General features: G+C 57.6%; 19 protein-coding genes. 8 read left to right on the top strand and 11 right to left on the bottom strand.

Annotated elements, in window-relative coordinates; all coding sequences use genetic code 11:
• Nucleotides 1-92 precede the first annotated feature (92 nt).
• Together AC2FFA_RS22290 and AC2FFA_RS22285 are read left to right on the top strand one after the other, a co-directional pair.
• Nucleotides 93-536: a FlgD immunoglobulin-like domain containing protein gene (locus AC2FFA_RS22290; RefSeq protein ID WP_496853288.1), complete on the top strand. Its 444-nt coding sequence runs from the start codon at nucleotides 93-95 to the stop codon at nucleotides 534-536.
• A 53-nt stretch (nucleotides 537-589) separates the two neighbouring features.
• Nucleotides 590-1,456, top strand: a complete 867-nt coding sequence (locus tag AC2FFA_RS22285; protein ID WP_117872949.1) for an aminoglycoside phosphotransferase family protein — start codon at nucleotides 590-592, stop codon at nucleotides 1,454-1,456.
• Between the two features lie 9 nt (nucleotides 1,457-1,465).
• Here the strand turns inward: AC2FFA_RS22285 and AC2FFA_RS22280 are convergent, their stop codons facing one another.
• From AC2FFA_RS22280 to AC2FFA_RS22260, 5 genes are all read right to left on the bottom strand, one after another.
• A complete protein-coding gene (locus AC2FFA_RS22280) occupies nucleotides 1,466-2,767 on the bottom strand; it encodes an NAD(P)/FAD-dependent oxidoreductase (RefSeq protein WP_117871975.1) in 1,302 nt (433 codons plus the stop codon).
• Entirely contained in the window at nucleotides 2,764-3,582 is an 819-nt protein-coding gene (locus AC2FFA_RS22275; protein WP_117871973.1) for an ABC transporter permease, read from the bottom strand. Before AC2FFA_RS22275 ends, AC2FFA_RS22280 begins: the two co-directional genes overlap by 4 nt.
• Complete coding sequence (locus AC2FFA_RS22270; RefSeq protein ID WP_299638174.1) at nucleotides 3,579-4,469, bottom strand: ABC transporter permease subunit; 891 nt, start codon at nucleotides 4,467-4,469, stop codon at nucleotides 3,579-3,581. The genes AC2FFA_RS22275 and AC2FFA_RS22270 overlap by 4 nt, the downstream gene beginning before the upstream one ends.
• The gene (locus AC2FFA_RS22265; RefSeq protein WP_496853287.1) at nucleotides 4,469-5,596 is read right to left on the bottom strand and encodes an ABC transporter ATP-binding protein; all 1,128 of its coding nucleotides are present in this window, start codon (nucleotides 5,594-5,596) and stop codon (nucleotides 4,469-4,471) included. Before AC2FFA_RS22265 ends, AC2FFA_RS22270 begins: the two co-directional genes overlap by 1 nt.
• 76 nt (nucleotides 5,597-5,672) lie before the next feature.
• Entirely contained in the window at nucleotides 5,673-6,758 is a 1,086-nt protein-coding gene (locus AC2FFA_RS22260) for a polyamine ABC transporter substrate-binding protein (RefSeq protein ID WP_496853286.1), read from the bottom strand.
• A gap of 140 nt (nucleotides 6,759-6,898) precedes the next feature.
• Between AC2FFA_RS22260 and AC2FFA_RS22255 the strand changes: the two genes are divergently transcribed.
• Nucleotides 6,899-7,582 carry a GntR family transcriptional regulator gene (locus AC2FFA_RS22255; protein ID WP_117871965.1) on the top strand — a complete coding sequence of 228 codons (684 nt, stop codon included), beginning with the start codon at nucleotides 6,899-6,901 and terminating at the stop codon, nucleotides 7,580-7,582.
• A gap of 77 nt (nucleotides 7,583-7,659) precedes the next feature.
• On the top strand, nucleotides 7,660-9,057 hold the full coding sequence (locus AC2FFA_RS22250; RefSeq protein ID WP_496853285.1) for an aspartate aminotransferase family protein: 1,398 nt from the start codon (nucleotides 7,660-7,662) through the stop codon (nucleotides 9,055-9,057).
• Between the two features lie 53 nt (nucleotides 9,058-9,110).
• Here the strand turns inward: AC2FFA_RS22250 and AC2FFA_RS22245 are convergent, their stop codons facing one another.
• Together AC2FFA_RS22245 and AC2FFA_RS22240 are read right to left on the bottom strand one after the other, a co-directional pair.
• Nucleotides 9,111-10,427, bottom strand: a complete 1,317-nt coding sequence (locus AC2FFA_RS22245; protein WP_496853284.1) for a lytic murein transglycosylase — start codon at nucleotides 10,425-10,427, stop codon at nucleotides 9,111-9,113.
• Between the two features lie 62 nt (nucleotides 10,428-10,489).
• Nucleotides 10,490-11,203 (bottom strand): helix-turn-helix transcriptional regulator, encoded by a 714-nt coding sequence (locus AC2FFA_RS22240; RefSeq protein ID WP_117871958.1) that lies wholly within the window; start codon nucleotides 11,201-11,203, stop codon nucleotides 10,490-10,492.
• A gap of 87 nt (nucleotides 11,204-11,290) precedes the next feature.
• Here AC2FFA_RS22240 and AC2FFA_RS22235 point away from each other — a divergent pair, with 87 nt between their 5' ends.
• Together AC2FFA_RS22235 and AC2FFA_RS22230 are read left to right on the top strand one after the other, a co-directional pair.
• Complete coding sequence (locus tag AC2FFA_RS22235; protein ID WP_496853283.1) at nucleotides 11,291-11,989, top strand: glutathione S-transferase family protein; 699 nt, start codon at nucleotides 11,291-11,293, stop codon at nucleotides 11,987-11,989.
• Nucleotides 11,986-12,372 (top strand): DUF1801 domain-containing protein, encoded by a 387-nt coding sequence (locus tag AC2FFA_RS22230; protein WP_496853282.1) that lies wholly within the window; start codon nucleotides 11,986-11,988, stop codon nucleotides 12,370-12,372. The genes AC2FFA_RS22235 and AC2FFA_RS22230 overlap by 4 nt, the downstream gene beginning before the upstream one ends.
• Here the strand turns inward: AC2FFA_RS22230 and rnr are convergent.
• The 3 genes from rnr to dapE are packed head-to-tail and all read right to left on the bottom strand — an operon-like array spanning nucleotide 12,363 to nucleotide 16,387.
• The gene (rnr, locus tag AC2FFA_RS22225) at nucleotides 12,363-14,621 is read right to left on the bottom strand and encodes a ribonuclease R (protein WP_496853281.1); all 2,259 of its coding nucleotides are present in this window, start codon (nucleotides 14,619-14,621) and stop codon (nucleotides 12,363-12,365) included. The two genes, AC2FFA_RS22230 and rnr, sit on opposite strands and share 10 nt — an antisense overlap.
• A gap of 47 nt (nucleotides 14,622-14,668) precedes the next feature.
• Entirely contained in the window at nucleotides 14,669-15,244 is a 576-nt protein-coding gene (locus AC2FFA_RS22220; RefSeq protein ID WP_496853280.1) for a TIGR04282 family arsenosugar biosynthesis glycosyltransferase, read from the bottom strand.
• Nucleotides 15,245-15,247: 3 nt separating this feature from the next.
• Nucleotides 15,248-16,387 (bottom strand): succinyl-diaminopimelate desuccinylase, encoded by a 1,140-nt coding sequence (gene dapE / locus AC2FFA_RS22215; protein WP_496853279.1) that lies wholly within the window; start codon nucleotides 16,385-16,387, stop codon nucleotides 15,248-15,250.
• A 209-nt stretch (nucleotides 16,388-16,596) separates the two neighbouring features.
• On the opposite strand from dapE, the gene AC2FFA_RS22210 reads away from it, so the two are divergent.
• Nucleotides 16,597-17,655 (top strand): transporter substrate-binding domain-containing protein, encoded by a 1,059-nt coding sequence (locus tag AC2FFA_RS22210; protein WP_299901082.1) that lies wholly within the window; start codon nucleotides 16,597-16,599, stop codon nucleotides 17,653-17,655.
• Here AC2FFA_RS22210 and AC2FFA_RS22205 read toward each other — a convergent pair.
• Nucleotides 17,652-17,996, bottom strand: a complete 345-nt coding sequence (locus AC2FFA_RS22205; RefSeq protein ID WP_117871945.1) for a DUF8846 family protein — start codon at nucleotides 17,994-17,996, stop codon at nucleotides 17,652-17,654. The genes AC2FFA_RS22210 and AC2FFA_RS22205 overlap by 4 nt on opposite strands.
• Nucleotides 17,997-18,332: 336 nt before the next feature.
• Here AC2FFA_RS22205 and AC2FFA_RS22200 point away from each other — a divergent pair.
• Nucleotides 18,333-18,632 (top strand): hypothetical protein (locus AC2FFA_RS22200; RefSeq protein WP_496853278.1); only part of this gene is annotated, 300 nt, incomplete at its 3' end.

Genomic DNA, 18,632 nt, shown 5'->3' with positions numbered 1-18,632 from the left:
GGTACAGCTACACCGCCTTGGCGGATCAATCATGATGCGCAAAACCGCTTGACTGGGACGGCTCCGTTACCGAAGTCCAGACCAATGACCTCTTGTCCACCTTGGCCAACGCATTGGGCGGTACGAAACTGAACGAACTTGCAAGCTGGGTGGGCATGGACGTCCGCTCAACCTCGGCCTTTCACTTTGAAGGCCAGCCGGTGACACTGTTTGCTCAGGCCGACCCTGATGCGGACGCAACCAAATTGGTGATCCGCGACAGTGACGGTACGGTGATCGATAAAGTCACTGTGCCCACGACGACTGAGGAGTTTGTTTGGGCGGGGGTGGATTCTTCAGGCAATCCAATGGCATCAGGCAACTACACTGCAACCCTTGAATGCTACAAAGGCGATGAGTTGCTCTCCGAGAAACCTGTCGCCACCTACGGTCGCGTCATCGAAGCACAGGTAGGCGTCGATGCTGTTTTATTGACCCTGCAAGGCGGTCAGGTAATTCCCGCAACTCATGTCACTGCGGTCAGAACTGGTGCTTGATCTACCGGGCCGGACAGGCCAAAGCTTGGCAAATCGACTCGCCAGAAAAAGTGATGGAACCTCTGCCCAACCTGTCTGCCCCCCCTCGAGATCTGGTTGACCATCTCCATGCGCAAGCATTGGTCAACGCACATCCTCGGTTCGAGACCTTGTACGGCGGGCGCACCAACAGGGTCTGGAAGGTCAAGGGCCGCGCAAGCGACAAGGTCCTGAAACTCTACAGCACAGCATTGCGCAATCCATTGTTTCGAAATGATGCAGAGTTGGAAGTCCAATGCCTGAAGGCGTTTGGCACCACTGGTTTCGTGCCAAGGCTGCGTGCCACAGGGCAATACAATGAAGCCAGTTGGGTGTTTTACGACCACGCACCGGGAGCACCCTGGCGGCAGGGGTCAGCCCAGGTCGGTGCCTTGCTGCGCAAGCTTCATTCCCTGTCCATCGCCGTCCAGGCGCCAGTCGGATGCAATGGCAGCGAAGACTTGCGAGCTCATGGAAACAGAATTCTGCAGGGCTGTACGTCAAACACGCGTGGCAAACTCGCAGATTTGCAACCTTCAACCTCTGTCACACCTACGGAACAGACTTGTCTGATCCATGGCGACCCCGTGGCAGGTAACATCCTGGTGGCGACCGGTGGTCTGACTTTGATCGACTGGCAATGCCCAGCCCTTGGCGATCCTTGCGAAGACCTTGCGCTCTTTTTGTCGCCTGCGATGCAGCAACTTTACCGAGGCTCACCGCTGTCGAAGAAAGAGGAAGACCAGTTTCTTTCCGCCTACGGCAGACCCGAAATCGTCGCGCGCTATCTACAGCTCAAACCGTGGTATGCGTGGCGCATGGCAACGTATTGCCTCTGGCGCGCCGAAAATGGTGCGCCCGACTATGTGACAGGGTTGAATTTGGAAACCGCAATTCTGTAACGCCCCGCCTCATCGCAGGTCGGCCAGCGCCAGCATGGCGTAGGCTGGCGGCATGAGCACACGGCGCCAGCGACCCAATGGAAACTGACCTGGTTTTTGCGTCATCACGGCTGGCGGCCCAGCGTCCTGCCCCAGAACCAAGCGCGCCAATGCTCGACCACAGTACGTGCCCATGGCGACGCCATTGCCGTGATATGCAAACCCGGCAAACATCCCCGGTTGTTCCGGAACGGGGCCGACGAAAGGTGTCAGGGCCCGTGACAGGCACACCAAACCGGACCAGATATGAGTGACCTCGACCGTCGACCAAGCAGGAAACATATGTTTGAAATCCTGCTGGACCTTTTGCCGAATGGCCGCTTCAGCCACGGCCGATGACCGCAAGCCGCCTCTCATCCCAAACAGAAAGCGCCCGTCAGGCATCAGGCGAAAATAGTGCAACAGATTGCGCGTATCATAGCACATCTGATCCGTAGTCCACCCTTGTGCCACTTGCTCGGCTCGACCAAGGGGACGCGTTACCATAACGGTCGACTGTGCAGGCATGTATCGTCCGGACATCCAGGCCGGGATATCCTCGCTGGAATATCCGTTGGTACACACCAACACCGCCTGCGCTTTGACTGGCCCGCTCTGCGTTTGCAACACAAAGCCGGACGCCGTTTTTTCAACGTTCAGAACCGGGGATTTCTGGAACAGATATGCGCCCATTGCTTCGGCGGCTCGGGCAATCCCGAACAGATATTTGCGGGGATTCAATCCGAAACCGATCGGCGAAGTGTAGGCACCATGAAACGCGCCACCCATGCCCTTCGCAGGCAGGTCTCCGGCTTCGTGCAGGGTTCCCGTCTCGTCGGCATTCCGGCGCAACACGTCCATTGCCCTTTTGGAATGCGCCATTTGGGTTTCCCCGTTGGAGTGGGTATCCGCATCGATTTGATGCTGCGCCAACAGATCAGCGACCAGTTGAACCGCTGCCTGTTCCGCTTTCGCATAGTCCCGAGCGGCGTCGCGGCCAAATCGACGCTCCATGGATTCGTGGCCAAGTTTTGAACCCCCAAGACAGCAAAACCCACCATTGCGGCCCGAAGCACCCCACCCCGGCGCGCCAGCTTCGAACACCGCAACCGAAGCGTTCTTAGCCAAATGCAGGGCAGCAGAAACGCCTGTAAATCCGCCACCGATGATGGCCACATCCACATGCATGCCGCCTTGAACCTTTGGCCAATCCGGGCTGGCAACAGTTTCGTCCCACCAGCAGCCGTCGCGAGGTTCGCTGCCATAGGCGTAGTCTGGAAATATCCGCTTCATTCGGTGCGCGCTGCGGCCATTTCGTCCTGCTGCTGCCGCACCATCGCGCGTTTGGTCACAAGCGAAGCCGTGATTACCCCGACTGTCACCACAGCGATCATGATCGTCGACAGCGCGTTGATTTCCGGGCTGACGCCAAGGCGCACGGCCGAGAATATCTTGATCGGCAATGTCGTTGCCGACGGCCCCGAAGTGAACGATGCAATCACCAGATCATCAAGTGACAAGGTGAAGGCCAGCAACCAGCCCGAGATTACCGCAGGTGCGATGATCGGCAGGGTGACAAGACGGAAGGCTTGCGCGGGCGAGCATCCAAGGTCCAGCGCAGCCTCTTCCAGCGAGCGATCAAAAGTTATGAGGCGCGAGGATACGACAACCGAAACGAAACACATCGAGAAAGTCGTGTGTGCCAGAACGATGGTCAGAATACCCCGATCCAGGCCGATGCCGATAAACAGCAGTAGCAGCGACAGGCCGGTGATCACTTCAGGCATCACCAGCGGCGCATAGATCATGCCGGAAAACAGTGTCCGGCCAAAAAAGCGCCCGCTGCGGACCATCACATAAGCGGCGGCCGTTCCCAGAATCGTAGCCAGCGTCGACGAAAAGACCGCGACCCGGATCGTGACCCAGGCGGCATCCAGGAACGCCTCGTTCTGAAGAAGCTCTCCGTACCACTTCGTCGAAAACCCGGCCCAGACCGTGACCAGCTTGCTTTCGTTGAAGCTGAAGATGATCAGGATGATCATCGGGATGTACAGAAAAGCAAATCCCAGCGTCAGCGAAACCGTGTTGAACCAACTTAATCTGTTCATCCCTCTGCCTCCGCCTGTTTCTGCTGGTTGCGCTGAAACAGCACGATAGGAATGACGAGAATCAGCAGCAGTACGATGGCCACCGCACTTGCAACCGGCCAGTCACGGTTCGAAAAGAACTCTTCCCACAGAACCTTGCCGATCATCAGCGTACCCGAACCACCCAGAAGTGATGGGATCACGAATTCACCGATCACGGGGATCATCACAAGGAAACACCCCGCGATGATGCCAGGCTTGGACAGTGGAATGGTCACCAGCCAGAAGGCCTGAAAACGAGAACATCCCAGATCCTCCGCCGCCTCGATCAGCGATCCGTCCATACGCTCCAACGCCGAATAGATCGGCAGGATCATGAAGGGCAGATAAGTGTAAACGATGCCAATATAGACGGCGGTCGAAGTGTTCAGGATCGTCAACGGGGTCGAGATTATACCGGTCCACAGCAAAATCTGGTTGAGATACCCTTCGTTCGACAGAATACCCATCCACGCGTAAACCCGGATCAGGAATGAGGTCCAGAAGGGCAGGATAACCAGCATCATCAGTGTCGGTCGCCATTCCTGAGGTGCCCGGGCCATACCGTAGGCCATTGGGTAACCCACCAACAGGGTCAGGAAGGTCGAAATCAAAGCGATCTTCACGCTGGACAGGTAGGCTTTCCAATACAGGTCGTCTTCCGTCAGCCAGACATAGTTCTCGAAGTCCAGTTGCCCGAAGAAATCTTTGATCCCCGTCCAGCCAGCGGACAGGTCCAAAGTTGGCGTATAAGGCGGGATGGCCAGGGCGATGTCCGACAGCGAAATCTTCAGAACGATGAAGAACGGCACCAGAAACAGAGCCAACAGCCAGACGTAAGGAATGGCGATCAGAATGGCACGGCGCATCAGTTGGCCAGCAGAACCGCAGCCGTGGCTGTCCAGGACAGCCAGACCGGGTCTTCCCAGGTGAACGAACGACGCGAGATGCGACGGGTGTTGGCCGTCTGTGCCTTGATGATCGTGCCGTTTGCCAATTCAACGTGATATGTGGACAGATTGCCCAGATAGGCAATGTCGTGAACCTTGCCCTGAATAGCGTTGACCGCATCAACGGGCCGTTCGGCAGAGATCGTCACTTTCTCGGGGCGGATCGCCAGATGGCAGGACTGACCGTCTGAGAAACCAGCAGGCGATGATGCCGTCAAAGGGGCCTGACCTTCGGCCCAAACGATCTGGTAAGCGTCCTCTCCGGATGGAGTGGCGCGGCCTTCGATGATGTTCACATCTCCTATGAAATCAGCGACATAAACAGATTCAGGGTTTTCATATATGCGATCCGGTGTGGCCACTTGCTTTAACTGGCCCTGATCCATCACCGCGACACGGCTGGCGACTGTCATAGCCTCTTCCTGATCGTGGGTGACGATGACGAAGGTGGTACCCGTCTTCTCCTGAATATCCATCAGCTCGAACTGGGTATCTTGTCGTAGTTTTTTGTCCAGCGCACCCAACGGTTCATCCAGCAGCAGAAGCTTGGGCGCTTTGGCCAATGAGCGCGCCAGTGCCACGCGCTGCCTCTGACCACCCGAGATCTGATGGGGTTTGCGACGGGCAAACTGTTCCAGCCGGGTCAGGCGCAGCATTTCTTCCACCCGGTCTTCCAGATCGTGCTTGGGCATTTTGTCCCGTCGCAGACCAAAGGCGATGTTTTCCCAGACACTGAGATGCGGGAACAGGGCATAGGACTGGAACATCATGTTCACGGCCCGCTTGTTTGGCGGGATGGGGTCGATATCCTGCCCGCCCAGCAGGATATGGCCTTCGGTCGGGGTCTCGAACCCGGCCAGCATCCGCATCATCGTTGTTTTGCCGCACCCTGAAGGGCCGAGCAAAGCAAAGAATTCTTTTTCGAAGATATCCAGCGACAGGTTGTCGATCGCGGTGAACTCACCAAAGCGCTTGGTCACGTTCTGGAACTGGATCAAAGGTTTCGCCTGTGGGTCTTCCCACGGCGCAAAGACATCAGAATTCAAAGCAGCCCCCGCATGGTCAGTTTGGACAATAGTGCGGCGGGGCGGTCTGGTTACCGCCCCGCGCTTATAAACCGGATCAGGTGCCTGACTTGATCTTGGTCCAAAGACGGGTCACGACCCGCTGTGTTTTCGCGGGGTACGGAGTCGTGATGTACAGGTTTTGCATCGTAGCTTCATCCGGATATATTGCCGGATCACCGATCACATCTTCCTCAAGAAACTCCTGAGACGCCATGTTGCCGTTGGCGTAGTACACATAGTTGGACGCAGCGGCCATGTTGTTGGCATCCAGAATGAAATTCAGGAACTTGTGCGCACCATCTGGATTCGGCGCGTCGGCAGGAATTGCCATCTGGTCGAACCACATCAACGAGCCTTCTGCGAACGGATGATATTCGATGTTCACACCGTTGTCGGCTTCGGCCGCGCGATCCCGCGCCTGCAGAATATCTCCGGACCAACCCACGGCTACGCAAATATCACCATTTGCCAGCGCGTTGATATATTCCGAGCTGTGAAACTTCTGGATGTAGGGACGAACGCTTGTCAGAACGTCTTCGACCTTCTTGATCACTTCCGGGTCGTGGCTGTCGGGGTCTTCACCGATGTACTGCAAGGCCATCGGTATCATTTCGGCTGGAGCATCAAGGAAATGAACGCCACACGAGGCCAGCTTTTCCATGTTCTCCGGTTTCAGAACCAAATCCATGCTGTTCAGGGCCACGTCGTCACCCAAGACTTCTTTGACTTTGTCGACGTTCACACCGATGCCCGTTGTTCCCCACATGTAGTTGATCGAGTAGGCATTGTTCGGATCATATCCTGCGGTGCGTTCCTGGATCACGTCCCACAGATTTCCAGCATTCGGCAACATGGCCATATCCAGTTCCTGAAACGCGCCCGCCTGAATCTGGCGCTGCAGGAATGTGCCCGATGGCACCACCACGTCGTATCCCGAACCACCGGCCAGCATCTTGGTTTCCAGAACCTCGTTGCTGTCGAACACATCGTAGATCAGAGTCAGACCGGTTTCTTCTTCGAATTTGCTCAGCAATTCTTCGTCGATGTAGTCGGACCAGTTATATACACGCACCTCTTCGGCGAATGCCGCCGAAGTCCCCAATGCGATGACCGCTGTCATGGTCAGCGTTTTGATTGTCATATTCTTCTCCCTGCAAGTGTACGGCTATTTTCCCGTTTTTTTAGATTTGATCAAGTTTTGCGTTTTTCCTCGATCCAGCGTATGGTTTCACGAGGTCTGTCACCTGACAAGTCAGGGTTAGTCGAAATAGGAAGAACCAATTGGATTTGATCAAAAATAAGGCATCTGCGTCGACAATCGACAATGGGAAACAGCCCGCGCATGAGCAGGTTTACCAAAAACTCAGATCACAGATCCTTTTCGGGGAATTGGTTCCTGGTCAGCCTGTCACGATCCAGGGCCTGACTGATTCGCTTGGCGTTGGCATGACCCCGGTACGCGAAGCCATCCGCCGGTTGATCTCGGATGGAGCATTGGTGTTTCAAGGCAATCGGCGCGTGAGTGTTCCGCTGCTTTCACCAGGTGACATCCAGGAAATGATATTTGCGAGAACCGCAATAGAATCAGAGCTTTCAAGGCGCGCGACGTCGAATCTGCAAACCGAAGATATTGATCATCTGGAGCGTCTCGACATGCATCTGGACCGAATGATTGCCGACGGAGACGTGGGTGGATATCTGCGCCTGAACCAGGCGTTCCACGAAACCTTGTACTCACACGCAAACGCACCGATTCTTAGCGATCTGGCCGAAAGGCTTTGGTTGCGGTTCGGTCCGTCGCTGCGTGTCGTATGTGGCCGATTCGGAACTCAAAGTCTGCCGGATCGACACAAGGATATCATTGCCGCTTTGCGCAACGGAGACGCCGAAAAAGCCGCAAAAGCAACGACACAGGACATTGAGCAAGGCATGGAATTGATGGCGGACGCCCTAACTTCCACCTAACTCAACCCGATTCGATTGACAGCAGTGAATTTGATCATATTGTGAACCGCAACTGCGTTCTTGTAGGAGATTCTCCGATGTCCACCATAACCAACCATATGCCGACCGCCGAATTGCAGGCGCTGGATGCGGCGCATCACATCCATCCTTTCTCGGCCAATGGCGCGCTGGGACAGGAAGGGGCACGCGTGATTACACGCGCCAGTGGAGTTTACCTGACCGACAGCGAAGGTGAGGAAATTCTGGACGCTATGGCAGGTCTTTGGTGCGTCAATATCGGCTATGGCCGTGATGAGCTGGCCGATGTCGCCGCGCGTCAGATGCGAGAACTGCCCTACTACAACACCTTCTTCAAGACGACCCACGTGCCCGCAATCGCACTGGCCGCCAAGATCGCCGAGCTGGCACCGGGTGATCTGAACCATGTCTTCTTCGCAGCCGGCGGGTCCGAGGCCAACGATACCAACATCCGCCTTGTACGCACCTATTGGGCCGAGAAGGGGCAGCCGGACAAGAATATCATCATCAGCAGGAAAAACGCGTATCACGGGTCTTCCGTCGGGTCGGCTTCGCTGGGCGGTATGGCAGGCATGCACGCGCAGGGCGGCATTCCGATCCCGAACATTCACCACATCAACCAACCGAACTGGTGGGCCGAAGGCGGCGACATGTCGCCCGAAGAGTTCGGACTGGCCCGCGCGCGCGAGCTGGAAGAAGCCATTCAGGAACTGGGTGAAGACCGTGTTGCGGCCTTTATCGCCGAGCCGGTTCAGGGCGCGGGCGGTGTAATCGTGGCGCCGGACACATACTGGCCGGAAATTCAGCGTATCTGCGATAAATACGATATCCTGCTGATTGCCGACGAAGTGATCTGTGGGTTCGGCCGTACCGGCAACTGGTTCGGATCCGAAACCGTGGGCATCAAACCGCATATCATGACCATCGCCAAGGGGCTCAGCTCGGGCTATGCACCGATCGGCGGGTCCATCGTGAATGACGAGATTGCCGAAGTCATTGGCGGCACCGAATTCAATCACGGTTACACCTATTCCGGCCATCCGGTCGCGGCTGCTGTGGCTTTGGAAAACCTACGTATCCTCGAAGAAGAGAAGATCGTCGAGCATGTGCGCGGTGTTGCTGCCCCCTATCTGAAAGAGAAATGGGAAGCCCTGGCCGATCACCCGCTGGTGGGCGAGGCGAAGATCGTTGGCATGATGGCGTCCATCGCATTGACCCCCGACAAAGCCAGCCGCGCCAAGTTCGCGTCCGAGCCCGGCACGGTCGGCTATATCTGCCGAGACCGCTGCTTTGCCAACAATCTGATCATGCGCCATGTGGGCGACCGTATGATCATCTCGCCGCCGCTGATCCTGACCCCGGCGGATATCGACGAAATGTTCGTGCGCATCCACAAGTCGCTGGACGAAGCACAGGCAGAGATCATCGCTCAGGGACTGATGAAAGCCGCATCCTGAAATCAGAACGGGCTTTTTCAAGGGGGCGACCCGTTTGGATCGCCCTATTTTTTCTACCGAAGCCGCTGCAAAAGTTCCGCAGTTGGATAGCCGTCCGGCATCAAGCCCCGCGCCAGTTGGTAAGCGCGGACCGCATTGATGGTGTTCGGCCCGGTGCGCCCATCGACACCCTTCGTATCAAACCCGGCCTGGGTCAGCCGGGTTTGCAACTCTTTTTTCTCGGTGAAGCTCAGCGCCCGCTCACCTCGGGGCCAGTCGGACTGAAACGGTTCACCACCCGCAAGCCGGTCGGACAGATGTCCGATACCGATCACATAGGCATCGGCACCGTTATAGGCCTCGATCACGCTGAAATTGTCAAAAATCATCAGCGCTACGCCCTGCCCCCCTGCCGGAAGCAGAATCGCCGCCTTCCCATGATCCGGCACGGCTTGGCCGTTCCCGGCCACTACACCCCGAGCGGCCCATGCAGACGGCAGCAGGGTATAGTCACGACGGGCTGCAGCGTAATCGAAATCGGCAGGCAAGCGCACCTCAACGCCCCAGGGCTGCCCCTTTTTCCATCCGTGCTGCGCCAGATAGGACGCGGCCGAGGCCAGAGCATCCGTCGGGTCGTCCGACCAGATGTCACGCCGACCATCGCCATCAAAATCAACCGCGTGATCTAGATATGAGGTCGGCATGAATTGCGTGTGCCCCATCGCGCCTGCCCAGCTGCCCAGCATGTTTCCGGCAGTGACATCCCCTGCCTGCACGATCCTCAGGGCGGCGATCAACTGAGTTTCAAAGAACTGCGCCCGCCGCGCATCAAAGGCCAGTGTCGCCAGAGAACTCAGCGTCCGGTTGCTGCCACGATAAGAGCCGAAAGATGTTTCCAGCCCCCAGATTGCCGTGACCACTTCCTTTTCAACGCCATATTCAGCCTCGATTTGCTTCAACACCTGCCGATGTTCCTGCATGGCGGCACGACCATTGGAAACGCGCGAGTCCGAGACTGCGGAATCCAGATACTCCCAGATCGGTTTCGAGAATTCCGCCTGATTGCGGTCTCGTTTCAGGATATCCTCGTCAAAGGTCATGTCCGAGAACACCCTGTTCAACGTTCTTTCCGTTATGCCCTGCTGTCGCGCGCGTTTCTGAAACGCACCGAGCCAGGCCTGAAACCGTGCGGTCACTGCCGCGGACACCCGCAAAGCCTCAACGGCCGGGCGCGGGACCGGACGGATCGAAACCGTCACATCCGCCGAGGCCAGCTGGATCGTTTCGCCGGACACTGCACTGTCTGGCCATTTCGTGTTTTCTGATGTTTCCGCCTGCACTATGGATGCCCACAATGCGACGGTCATGACGCCGCCTACGCATTTATGCATTCCGATTTTTCCTGATTACTGCTCAACCTCAGGGTAGCGCAAAATCGGTGAATCACAAAGTCTCAGACGTCCACTTCGCGCTCCTGTGCGTCGCGCTCTGCGCGGATTTGCGCCAAAACCTCACGCAGCATGGGCACGCGGTTCGGTCTAAAGCTTTGATCTGTCACAGACATGTCCTGCATGCGATCCAACCGGAAGACGCGAAAATCCTGTCTTAGGTGGCACCAGCCGAGCAAAACATTTGATCGATCCATGTAGACGATGCTCAGCGGGTTGATCCGTCTTTGTGTGGCATCGCCTTTTGCGTCCGTGTACGAGAACTCGACCGCGCGTTCGTCCCACGTCGCCTGCCGCAAAACGGCCACGTCGATTGTCGGCGCGGGCGGGCGATTGAAGCGCGTTGCCGCCAGAACCGCGTGGCTCAGACGATGGGACTGACGCTGTGGCAATCGCCCCTGCAATTTCCGTAGGGCGGCGCTGGCTGCATCTGACAAGGCAGGATCACCAATCACCTGTACTTCGCGAAGGCCGAGAACAAGGGCCTCAAGCTCGTCATCAGTGAAACCCAATGGCGGCAGTGTGGCATCTTCGATCAGAGTGAACCCAAACCCCGCTTCACCGTCGATAACGGCCCCCAGACCACGCAGCGCGTCAATATCCCTGTGAATTGTTCTGGCAGAAACACCCAGATCCTGTGCCAGCTGTTCAGACGTTCTGGGCGATGGGCCAGAACGCAGGGCTTGCATCAGTTGGAACAATCGGGCGGTGCGGGACATGATGAACCCTAGCCTACCCCTAGTGACAGGAACTGTCATTAGGTCGGTTTATTCATCTGGCACGTCAAAAAAATACGGAGCCATGCGATGCTGACCCTTCTCACCTATCCTTCTGCCTTCGGGCTGTTCAGCGCCAGCCCGTTCTGCGTCAAGACAGCCTTGATGCTTCAACACTCCGGTCAGGTCTGGCAGCGTTCGGACATGCTTGACCCGCGCAAAATGCCGCATCAAAAACTACCAGTGCTGCGAACGCCAGAGCGGTTGATACCGGACAGCGATCTGATCCGCCATTGGCTGGAACAGAAGGGGGCGGAGTTCGATCAGGGGCTTTCGGATGTGGAAAAAGCGCAATCCCGCGCGCTGGTGCGCATGGCCGAAGAGCATCTGTATTTCCACATCGTTCTGGACCGCTGGGGCAATGATGAGGTCTGGCCAATCCTTCGCGAAACCTTTTTCACTGGAATTCCAGCCATAATCCGAAAGCCGGTGTCCAATGCGATCCGAAAATCCGTTCTGAAAGGGATCTCGTCACAAGGGATCGGACGGTTCTCGTTGTCCGAGCGTCTGGACCGGGTCCAACGCGATCTCGAGTCGATCTCGGCCTATCTGTGGCAATCCCGCTTCCTGCTGGCGGATCAACCGACATCAGCAGACATGAGCGTCGGCCCGATGCTCGCCGCTATGCGTGCAACGCCTGCAGATACCCCACTGACCCGCAGGATCAAACAGGATAACCTGTTGAACAGTTACGTGGACCGGATGGAACAGGCGATACCGATTGCATGAAACCGTTTGATGACCCCTCGGTCGCCTCGGCCTTTGAAGCCCTGCCTCTGCAAGCACGCGTCGGGGCTCTGGCGCTTCGCGATCTGATCTTTGAAACGGCAAACTCTCTGCCCGCTGCCAATCCATTGCGTGAGGAGTTGCGCTGGGGCCAGCCCGCCTACCTTGCCCCCAAAGGATCAACGATCCGGCTGGGGGCTCACAAATCTGCAGGTTTCGCGCTGTTCGTACACTGCCAAAGCCGATTGATCGGTGATTTCACCTCAGCTTTCCCGGGAGAGGACCGGATCGACGGGAACCGGGCCATTCTGTTCGATGGCCCAGGCCAGATCGATAAAACCCGCCATGGCTGGCTGATTGCCCGCGCACTGACCTATCATCTTTGACGGCGCTTGCGTTCTACCTTGCGCTTGATCTTGTCCTTCTTGCGCTTGGTGCTGGCTGCCTTGCGTCGCGTCGACCGCTTGGCAGGCCCGCGCCCGCGCGGCAGGGCCTGATCGTCGATGGACAGCAGTTCCAGTTCCAACCCGCCGGTCACAGGCGTCGCCTCGGTCAGCCGCACCGTGACCCGCTGGCCGATGGCGATGATCAGTCCGGTGTCCGAACCCATCAGCGTTCCGGCCTCCCGATCAAAATGGAAGAATTCACGCCCCAAAGACCGCACGGGCACCAAACCATCCGCGCCTGTTTCGTCCATTTTCACAAAGGCCCCGAACCGGGCAATACCACTGATCCGCCCGGTGAATTCGTTGCCCACACGCTCGCTGAGATACGCGGCCAGATAGCGGTCGGTCGTGTCGCGTTCAGCCATCATCGAACGCCGCTCGGTATCCGAGATATGCGTGGCCGTCTCGTCCAGCCCCATGATTTCATCTTCGGTCAGACCGTCCTCGCCCCAGCCATGGGCCGAGATCAGCGAGCGATGCACGATCAGGTCGGCATAACGCCGGATGGGCGATGTGAAATGCGCGTAGTTGCGCAGTGCCAGACCGAAATGGCCGAAGTTCTCAGCGTTGTAATAGGCCTGCGCCATCGACCGTAACGTGCTGAGGTTGATCAATTCAGCATCTTCAGTCCCGGCGGCGGCATTCAGCAGTGCGTTCAGATGACGGGTCTGGAGCACCTGCCCTTTAGCAAGGTTCAACCCTGCCGCCTGCGCCGTTTCCCGCAAGCTTTCCAGCTTCTCGGGCGCGGGCTCCTCGTGCACGCGGAACAATAGCGGGCGACGCTTGGCGATCAGGGTTTCGGCAGCTGCGACATTGGCGAGGATCATGAATTCTTCGATCAGCTTATGCGCATCCAATCGGTCGCGGAAAGCCACGCTTTCGACCTCACCTGTATCGCTGAGCACGATCTTGCGTTCAGGCAGGTCCAACTCCAAGGGCTGCCGTGCGGATCGCGCCTTTTTCAGCGCGTCATACGCGGCGTAGAGCGGTTTCAGAACCGTTTCCAGCAACGGCCCTGTGCGGTCGTTCGGATTACCGTCAATGGCCTCCTGCACTTCTGTATAGTTCAACGAGGCGGCCGAGCGCATCAGACCGCGCACAAACCGGTGACTGATCTTGTTGCCATCGGCGTCGATCTGCATCCGCACCGCGATGCAGGCGCGCGGCACGCCTTCGTGCAGCGAACACAGATCACCCGACAGACGGTCGGGCAGCATCGGCACGACACGGTCGGGGAAATAGCTGGAATTGCCCCGCTTGCGCGCCTCGCGGTCCAGCGCGCTGCCCGGGCGCACATAGGCGGCCACATCGGCAATCGCGACCCAGATCACATGGCCGCCCGGGTTTTTCGGGTCGTCATCAGCATGGGCATAGCAGGCGTCGTCATGATCACGCGCGTCCGATGGGTCGATGGTCAGCAACGGCAAATCCCGCAGATCCTCGCGCCCTGTCAGGCCGGCGGGTTTGGCCTGATCGGCCTCTACAATCACCTTGTCAGGAAAATCATCCGGGATACCATGCTGATGGATCGCGATCAACGAAACAGCCTTGGGCGCAGTCGGATCACCCAACCGTTCAATGATGCGCGCGCGTGGCAGCCCCATGCGGTTCTTCGGTCCGGCTTGTTCGGCCTCGACCAGTTCTCCGTCCCTGGCCCCAAGAACGGCTCCGTCCGCGACCAGCCATTCGGTTTGGCCCGCCTTGTCGATCGGAACAATCCGCCCGCCTTCAGCTCCTTTCCGGAAGATACCCACAATTTTACGAGGGTTCGTCCCGATACGACGGATCAGGCGTGCTTCGTAATTGTGGTCTTCCTCATGCACGGCCGTCAGACGGGCCAGAATGCGGTCACCCTCGCCCAGCGCCGGGTCACTGGCGCGGGCAATGATCAAAACGACGGGCTCGACCCCCTCGCCATGCCATTCCAGCGGCCGCGCAAACAGGTCTCCATCCTTATTCGGAGCTTTTACCTGCAACACACTGACCGGCGGCAGACGATCCGGGTCGCGATAGCTGCGCTTGCGTTTTTCAAGATGCCCTTCGGCCTCAAGCTCCTTGAGGATGCGTTTAAGATCAATCCGATCCGCGCCCTTGATGCCAAAAGCCTTGGCGATATCGCGTTTCGAGGTCAGGGTGGGGTTCGCCGAGATCCAATCAAGGACCTCTTGCTTGGTAGGAATGCGAGTCATACGTCCGGCCTAGCATGCGTTTGCGACCGCGTCATGACTAAAAAACCTCAGGGCTTAAGATCGGAAACCGTATCGACATCGCGCAACTGATCAAGCAAAGACACACGGCAGTCTGGGATCGAAGCAAGCGTGTCAGCCAATGCGTGTTCCGACGACCAGCGTACATTGCGAAACAGACCCGCTGGCAAGCCTGTATACCGTTGCGCTCCGACCAGCCAATAGCCACCATCTGGGGCTGGCCCAAACACCATTTGAGAATGCCCCAATGCATCGAAAGCACGGGCAATATGGGGGCGCGAAATCCCTGGTATATCCGCGCCGATCAGGCAAACCGGACCTTTGGGCATCCCGCGCAGCATCCGCGCCATACGATCCCCCAGATCCCCACGCCCCTGCGCCGCGCGCGGCAGGTCAGCTGGCCAGACGCGACTTTTCAGACCTTCCTGATCGGGCGAGACGGCCAGCACGATGTGCCAGCTGGGATCGCGCAGCCGCCGGATCAAGGACCGGGTCTGGTGCCGAAACCACCACGCGGCTGCGACCATGCCGATTTCTCGTCCAAGCCGCGTTTTGACGCGGCCCGGACGAGGTTCCTTTACCATGATCACCAATGTGCGTTGCATGGGTCAGGCGAAATAGTCGGTCAGGATACGGGTATAAATCGACTTGAGCTGTTCGATCTGGCCCACCTCGACACACTCGTCGACCTGATGCATCGTACGCCCGACCAGACCGAACTCAATAACCGGGCAGTGGTTCTTGATGAAACGCGCGTCCGACGTACCACCGGTCGTCGAAAGCTCGGGCGTTGCGCCTGTTTCTGCCTTCACCGCCTTGGCCACCAGATCCGACAATGGCCCCGGCGGGGTCAGAAAGCTTTCGCCTGAAATCTTGATTTTGGCATCTATTTCAACGCCGAACTGAGCGGCCACCTGATCTGCCTCCAGTTTCAGCCAATCACTCAGGTTGGCCCCGGAATGCAGATCATTGAATCGAATATTCACTGTTCCCTTGCACTGCGCCGGGATTACGTTGGTTGCCGCATTCCCGGTGTCGATTGTCACCACTGCCAATGTCGAAGCATCGAAGTGATCCGTGCCCTGATCCAGTTCGTGACCCGCCAACCGATCCATCAGCCGTGCCATGGCTGGCAAAGGGTTTTTGGCACGATGTGGATAGGCCGAATGGCCCTGAACACCTGTGATCGTAAACCACGCAGTCATCGATCCGCGGCGGCCGATCTTCATCATTTCACCCATCTTGTTCGGGCAGGTGGGCTCACCCACCAGGCAGACTGACATACGTTCATCCGCGCCGTTCATGTAATCGAGCAAGGCGGTCGTGCCATCCAGCGCATCGCCTTCCTCGTCGCCGGTTATGGTCAGGATAATGGCGCCGTCCGGCGGTGTGTCACGTACGAAATCGATTGCCGCAGCGGCAAAAGCCGCAACACCGGATTTCATATCCGTTGCGCCGCGCCCATACATCACACCATCCCGCATTTCGGCCCCAAAAGGCGGCATCGTCCAAGCGGCCTCATCGCCGACCGGAACAACGTCCGTGTGACCGTTGAACCCGAAGCTGCGAGAATGGCCTTTCTGGCCCCACCGAGCGAACAGGTTGCTGACGCCACCGCGGTCGACACGCGTGCATTCAAACCCGGCATCCGCCAGCACCGCCTCGAGCAGAAGCAGCGCGCCGCCTTCGGCAGGTGTGACCGATGGGCAACGGATCAGATCGGCAGTCAATTGAACGGGATCGGTCATGCAATGGCCTCTGAAACAGTGTCTTTCGCGGGTTCACGCACAGATTCAACGAATTGGCCGGTTTTCCAACCCCAATCCACAAAAAAACCTTTCAACCAACTGAGAAGATATAAAAGCGACACCCTAATAATTCATAGCGATTTAACCCACGACCATCTTGCGGCCCACTGTACAATCGCGTTACTGGGCCGCGAAACAGGTGAATGAATATGAAGCGCGCATTCTTCGCACTGATCTGCCTGACTTTCGCCGTCCTAGCACAGCAGAGCATGGCACAATCCCTCACGGTCACAACGGTGACCCGCCCCCCGTTTTCCTATGTCGAAAACGGTGCGGAAACCGGCTTTTCGATGGATCTGCTTGCTGCGTTGGCCGAGTCGCTGAACTGGGATTACACTGTCAATCGGGTCGATTCATTCTCGGAAATGCTGGACGCGGTGCGGGATGGATCTGCGGATCTTGCAGTTGCCAATATCTCGATCACTGCTCTGCGGGAAACGCAAATGGACTTCACCCAACCGATCTTTGAGGCGGGTCTGCAGATCATGGTGCCATCGGAAGCCAAGCGGCAGCCGTCGCTTCTGCATGCGCTTTTCTCCACAGAGCTGTTCATCGCTATTGGCCTGGCATTCGCCATCCTGCTGGGCGGTGGCATGCTGATGTGGAGCTTTGAGCGCCGCGCCCAACCCTATTTCGACCGCAAGCTGAACGAAGCCTGGTTTCCCTCGTTCTGGTGGGCGCTGAACCTTGTCGTGAATGGCGGTTTCGAAGAGAGGATGCCGCGCACGCCCTTCGGCCGTCTTCTGGGTGTCGTTCTGGTTGTTTCGTCACTGTTCATTGTGTCAGTTTTCACGGCCCGCATCACGTCGGTCATGACCGTGGAAGCGATCACCGGCAGCGTGAATTCCGTGAACGACCTGTATGGCAAGAGTGTCGGGACAATCTCAAACTCAACTGCAGCAAACTTTCTGAACCGACGTGAGATCGAATTCACCGGCTATCCCGGGTTGGAACAGATGCTGGACGCGTTCGAGTCCAAGCAACTTGACGCTGTGGTATTCGATGCACCGATCCTGTCCTACTATGCGGCCCATGAAGGTCGGCGGATTGCATCGATGACAGGAGGCGTCTTCCTGCGCGAGAACTACGGTATCGCTTTCCCGACCGGGTCGCCTCTGGTCGAAGATGTCAACCAGGCCCTGCTTTCGTTGCGTGAAGACAGAACTTATGACGAAATCTATCGCAAGTGGTTCGGTATGCGGAACTAGGCCTGCGCCTCGTCTCCAAAAAACGGTGTCATCTGCGCGACGATCACGGCGTTTTCATCCAGCGCGCGCTGCATCAAGGCACGTTCGTCCGGTTCTATGTCATGCCCCTGTGCCTCACGTTCGGCCAGGGTCCCATAGCCGGTGACATCCAAAGGTGCGGTGTCGGCCTGTTTTAGAATAGCCACTGTCTCGCGCACAGCCTCGGCTTCATCCACGCCACTGGCGTAGCAGATCAGTGCCGCCCCGGTCGCACCGTCCGGCAGCCCGTCGCCATCCTTGCGGCCGATCTGGACCAGAAGGGTATAGACTTGCTGACGCGAGGGCTTCTTTTGCTTTTCCATGGGCCATGCATTACGCGCGGTGTTTTGAAGGGTCAACTGCTTCCATTGATCCCGGCAATGAGTTTGGGTCTTCAGCGAACCACGACCCTGCCGCAAAGGACAGAGCGCTTGCAAAAAAGCGACTCAGTGAACTCCATTCCCCGATTTCGCTCAATAATTGAGCAGCGTTTCAGTTCAACTCCCAGAGTTGAATCGGGCACATTTTCGCCGCAGTTTGGCCTTATTTTTGGCCATTTCCTGCTGGGTTCGACGCGCTTCTGGCCTTTCATAACAGTGGGGGAAGCCATCTCTACGCTGGGGCCACTGCGTAAGTCATTTTGAAACAGGAGAATTAGAATGAGTGTTCTGTCCAGATTAATGATGACAACTGCAAGTGTGATTGCGCTTTCCGGAGTACCTGCTGTCGCTGTGCTGTCTTTTGTGACGCCAGTTGCGGTTTACGCCCAAGACGGCGGTGGTGATAACGAAAGCGGCGGCGACAACGAAGGCGGCGGCGACAGCGAAAGCGGCGGCGACAGCGAAGGCGGCGGCGACAGCGAAGGCGGCGGCGACAGCGAAAGCGGCGGCGACAGCGAAGGCGGCGGCGACAGCGAAAGCGGCGGCGACAGCGAAGGCGGCGGCGACAGCGAAAGCGGC

This window comes from Ruegeria sp. YTSB088, from assembly GCF_059609825.1.
The sequence above is the reverse complement of the archived record's forward strand: the minus strand, read 5'-3'. Positions and strand labels throughout refer to the sequence as shown.

Coding starts and splice junctions, on each gene's coding strand:
- AC2FFA_RS22250 (WP_496853285.1), top strand. CDS start 7,660: ATGTCCACCATAACCAACCATATGCCGACCGCCGAATTGCAGGCGCTG.
- dapE (WP_496853279.1), bottom strand. CDS start 16,387: ATGACCGATCCCGTTCAATTGACTGCCGATCTGATCCGTTGCCCATCG.
- AC2FFA_RS22240 (WP_117871958.1), bottom strand. CDS start 11,203: ATGTCCCGCACCGCCCGATTGTTCCAACTGATGCAAGCCCTGCGTTCT.
- AC2FFA_RS22220 (WP_496853280.1), bottom strand. CDS start 15,244: ATGCAACGCACATTGGTGATCATGGTAAAGGAACCTCGTCCGGGCCGC.
- AC2FFA_RS22205 (WP_117871945.1), bottom strand. CDS start 17,996: ATGGAAAAGCAAAAGAAGCCCTCGCGTCAGCAAGTCTATACCCTTCTG.
- AC2FFA_RS22235 (WP_496853283.1), top strand. CDS start 11,291: ATGCTGACCCTTCTCACCTATCCTTCTGCCTTCGGGCTGTTCAGCGCC.
- AC2FFA_RS22275 (WP_117871973.1), bottom strand. CDS start 3,582: ATGAACAGATTAAGTTGGTTCAACACGGTTTCGCTGACGCTGGGATTT.
- AC2FFA_RS22210 (WP_299901082.1), top strand. CDS start 16,597: ATGAAGCGCGCATTCTTCGCACTGATCTGCCTGACTTTCGCCGTCCTA.
- rnr (WP_496853281.1), bottom strand. CDS start 14,621: ATGACTCGCATTCCTACCAAGCAAGAGGTCCTTGATTGGATCTCGGCG.
- AC2FFA_RS22260 (WP_496853286.1), bottom strand. CDS start 6,758: ATGACAATCAAAACGCTGACCATGACAGCGGTCATCGCATTGGGGACT.
- AC2FFA_RS22245 (WP_496853284.1), bottom strand. CDS start 10,427: ATGCATAAATGCGTAGGCGGCGTCATGACCGTCGCATTGTGGGCATCC.
- AC2FFA_RS22285 (WP_117872949.1), top strand. CDS start 590: ATGGAACCTCTGCCCAACCTGTCTGCCCCCCCTCGAGATCTGGTTGAC.
- AC2FFA_RS22230 (WP_496853282.1), top strand. CDS start 11,986: ATGAAACCGTTTGATGACCCCTCGGTCGCCTCGGCCTTTGAAGCCCTG.
- AC2FFA_RS22280 (WP_117871975.1), bottom strand. CDS start 2,767: ATGAAGCGGATATTTCCAGACTACGCCTATGGCAGCGAACCTCGCGAC.
- AC2FFA_RS22270 (WP_299638174.1), bottom strand. CDS start 4,469: ATGCGCCGTGCCATTCTGATCGCCATTCCTTACGTCTGGCTGTTGGCT.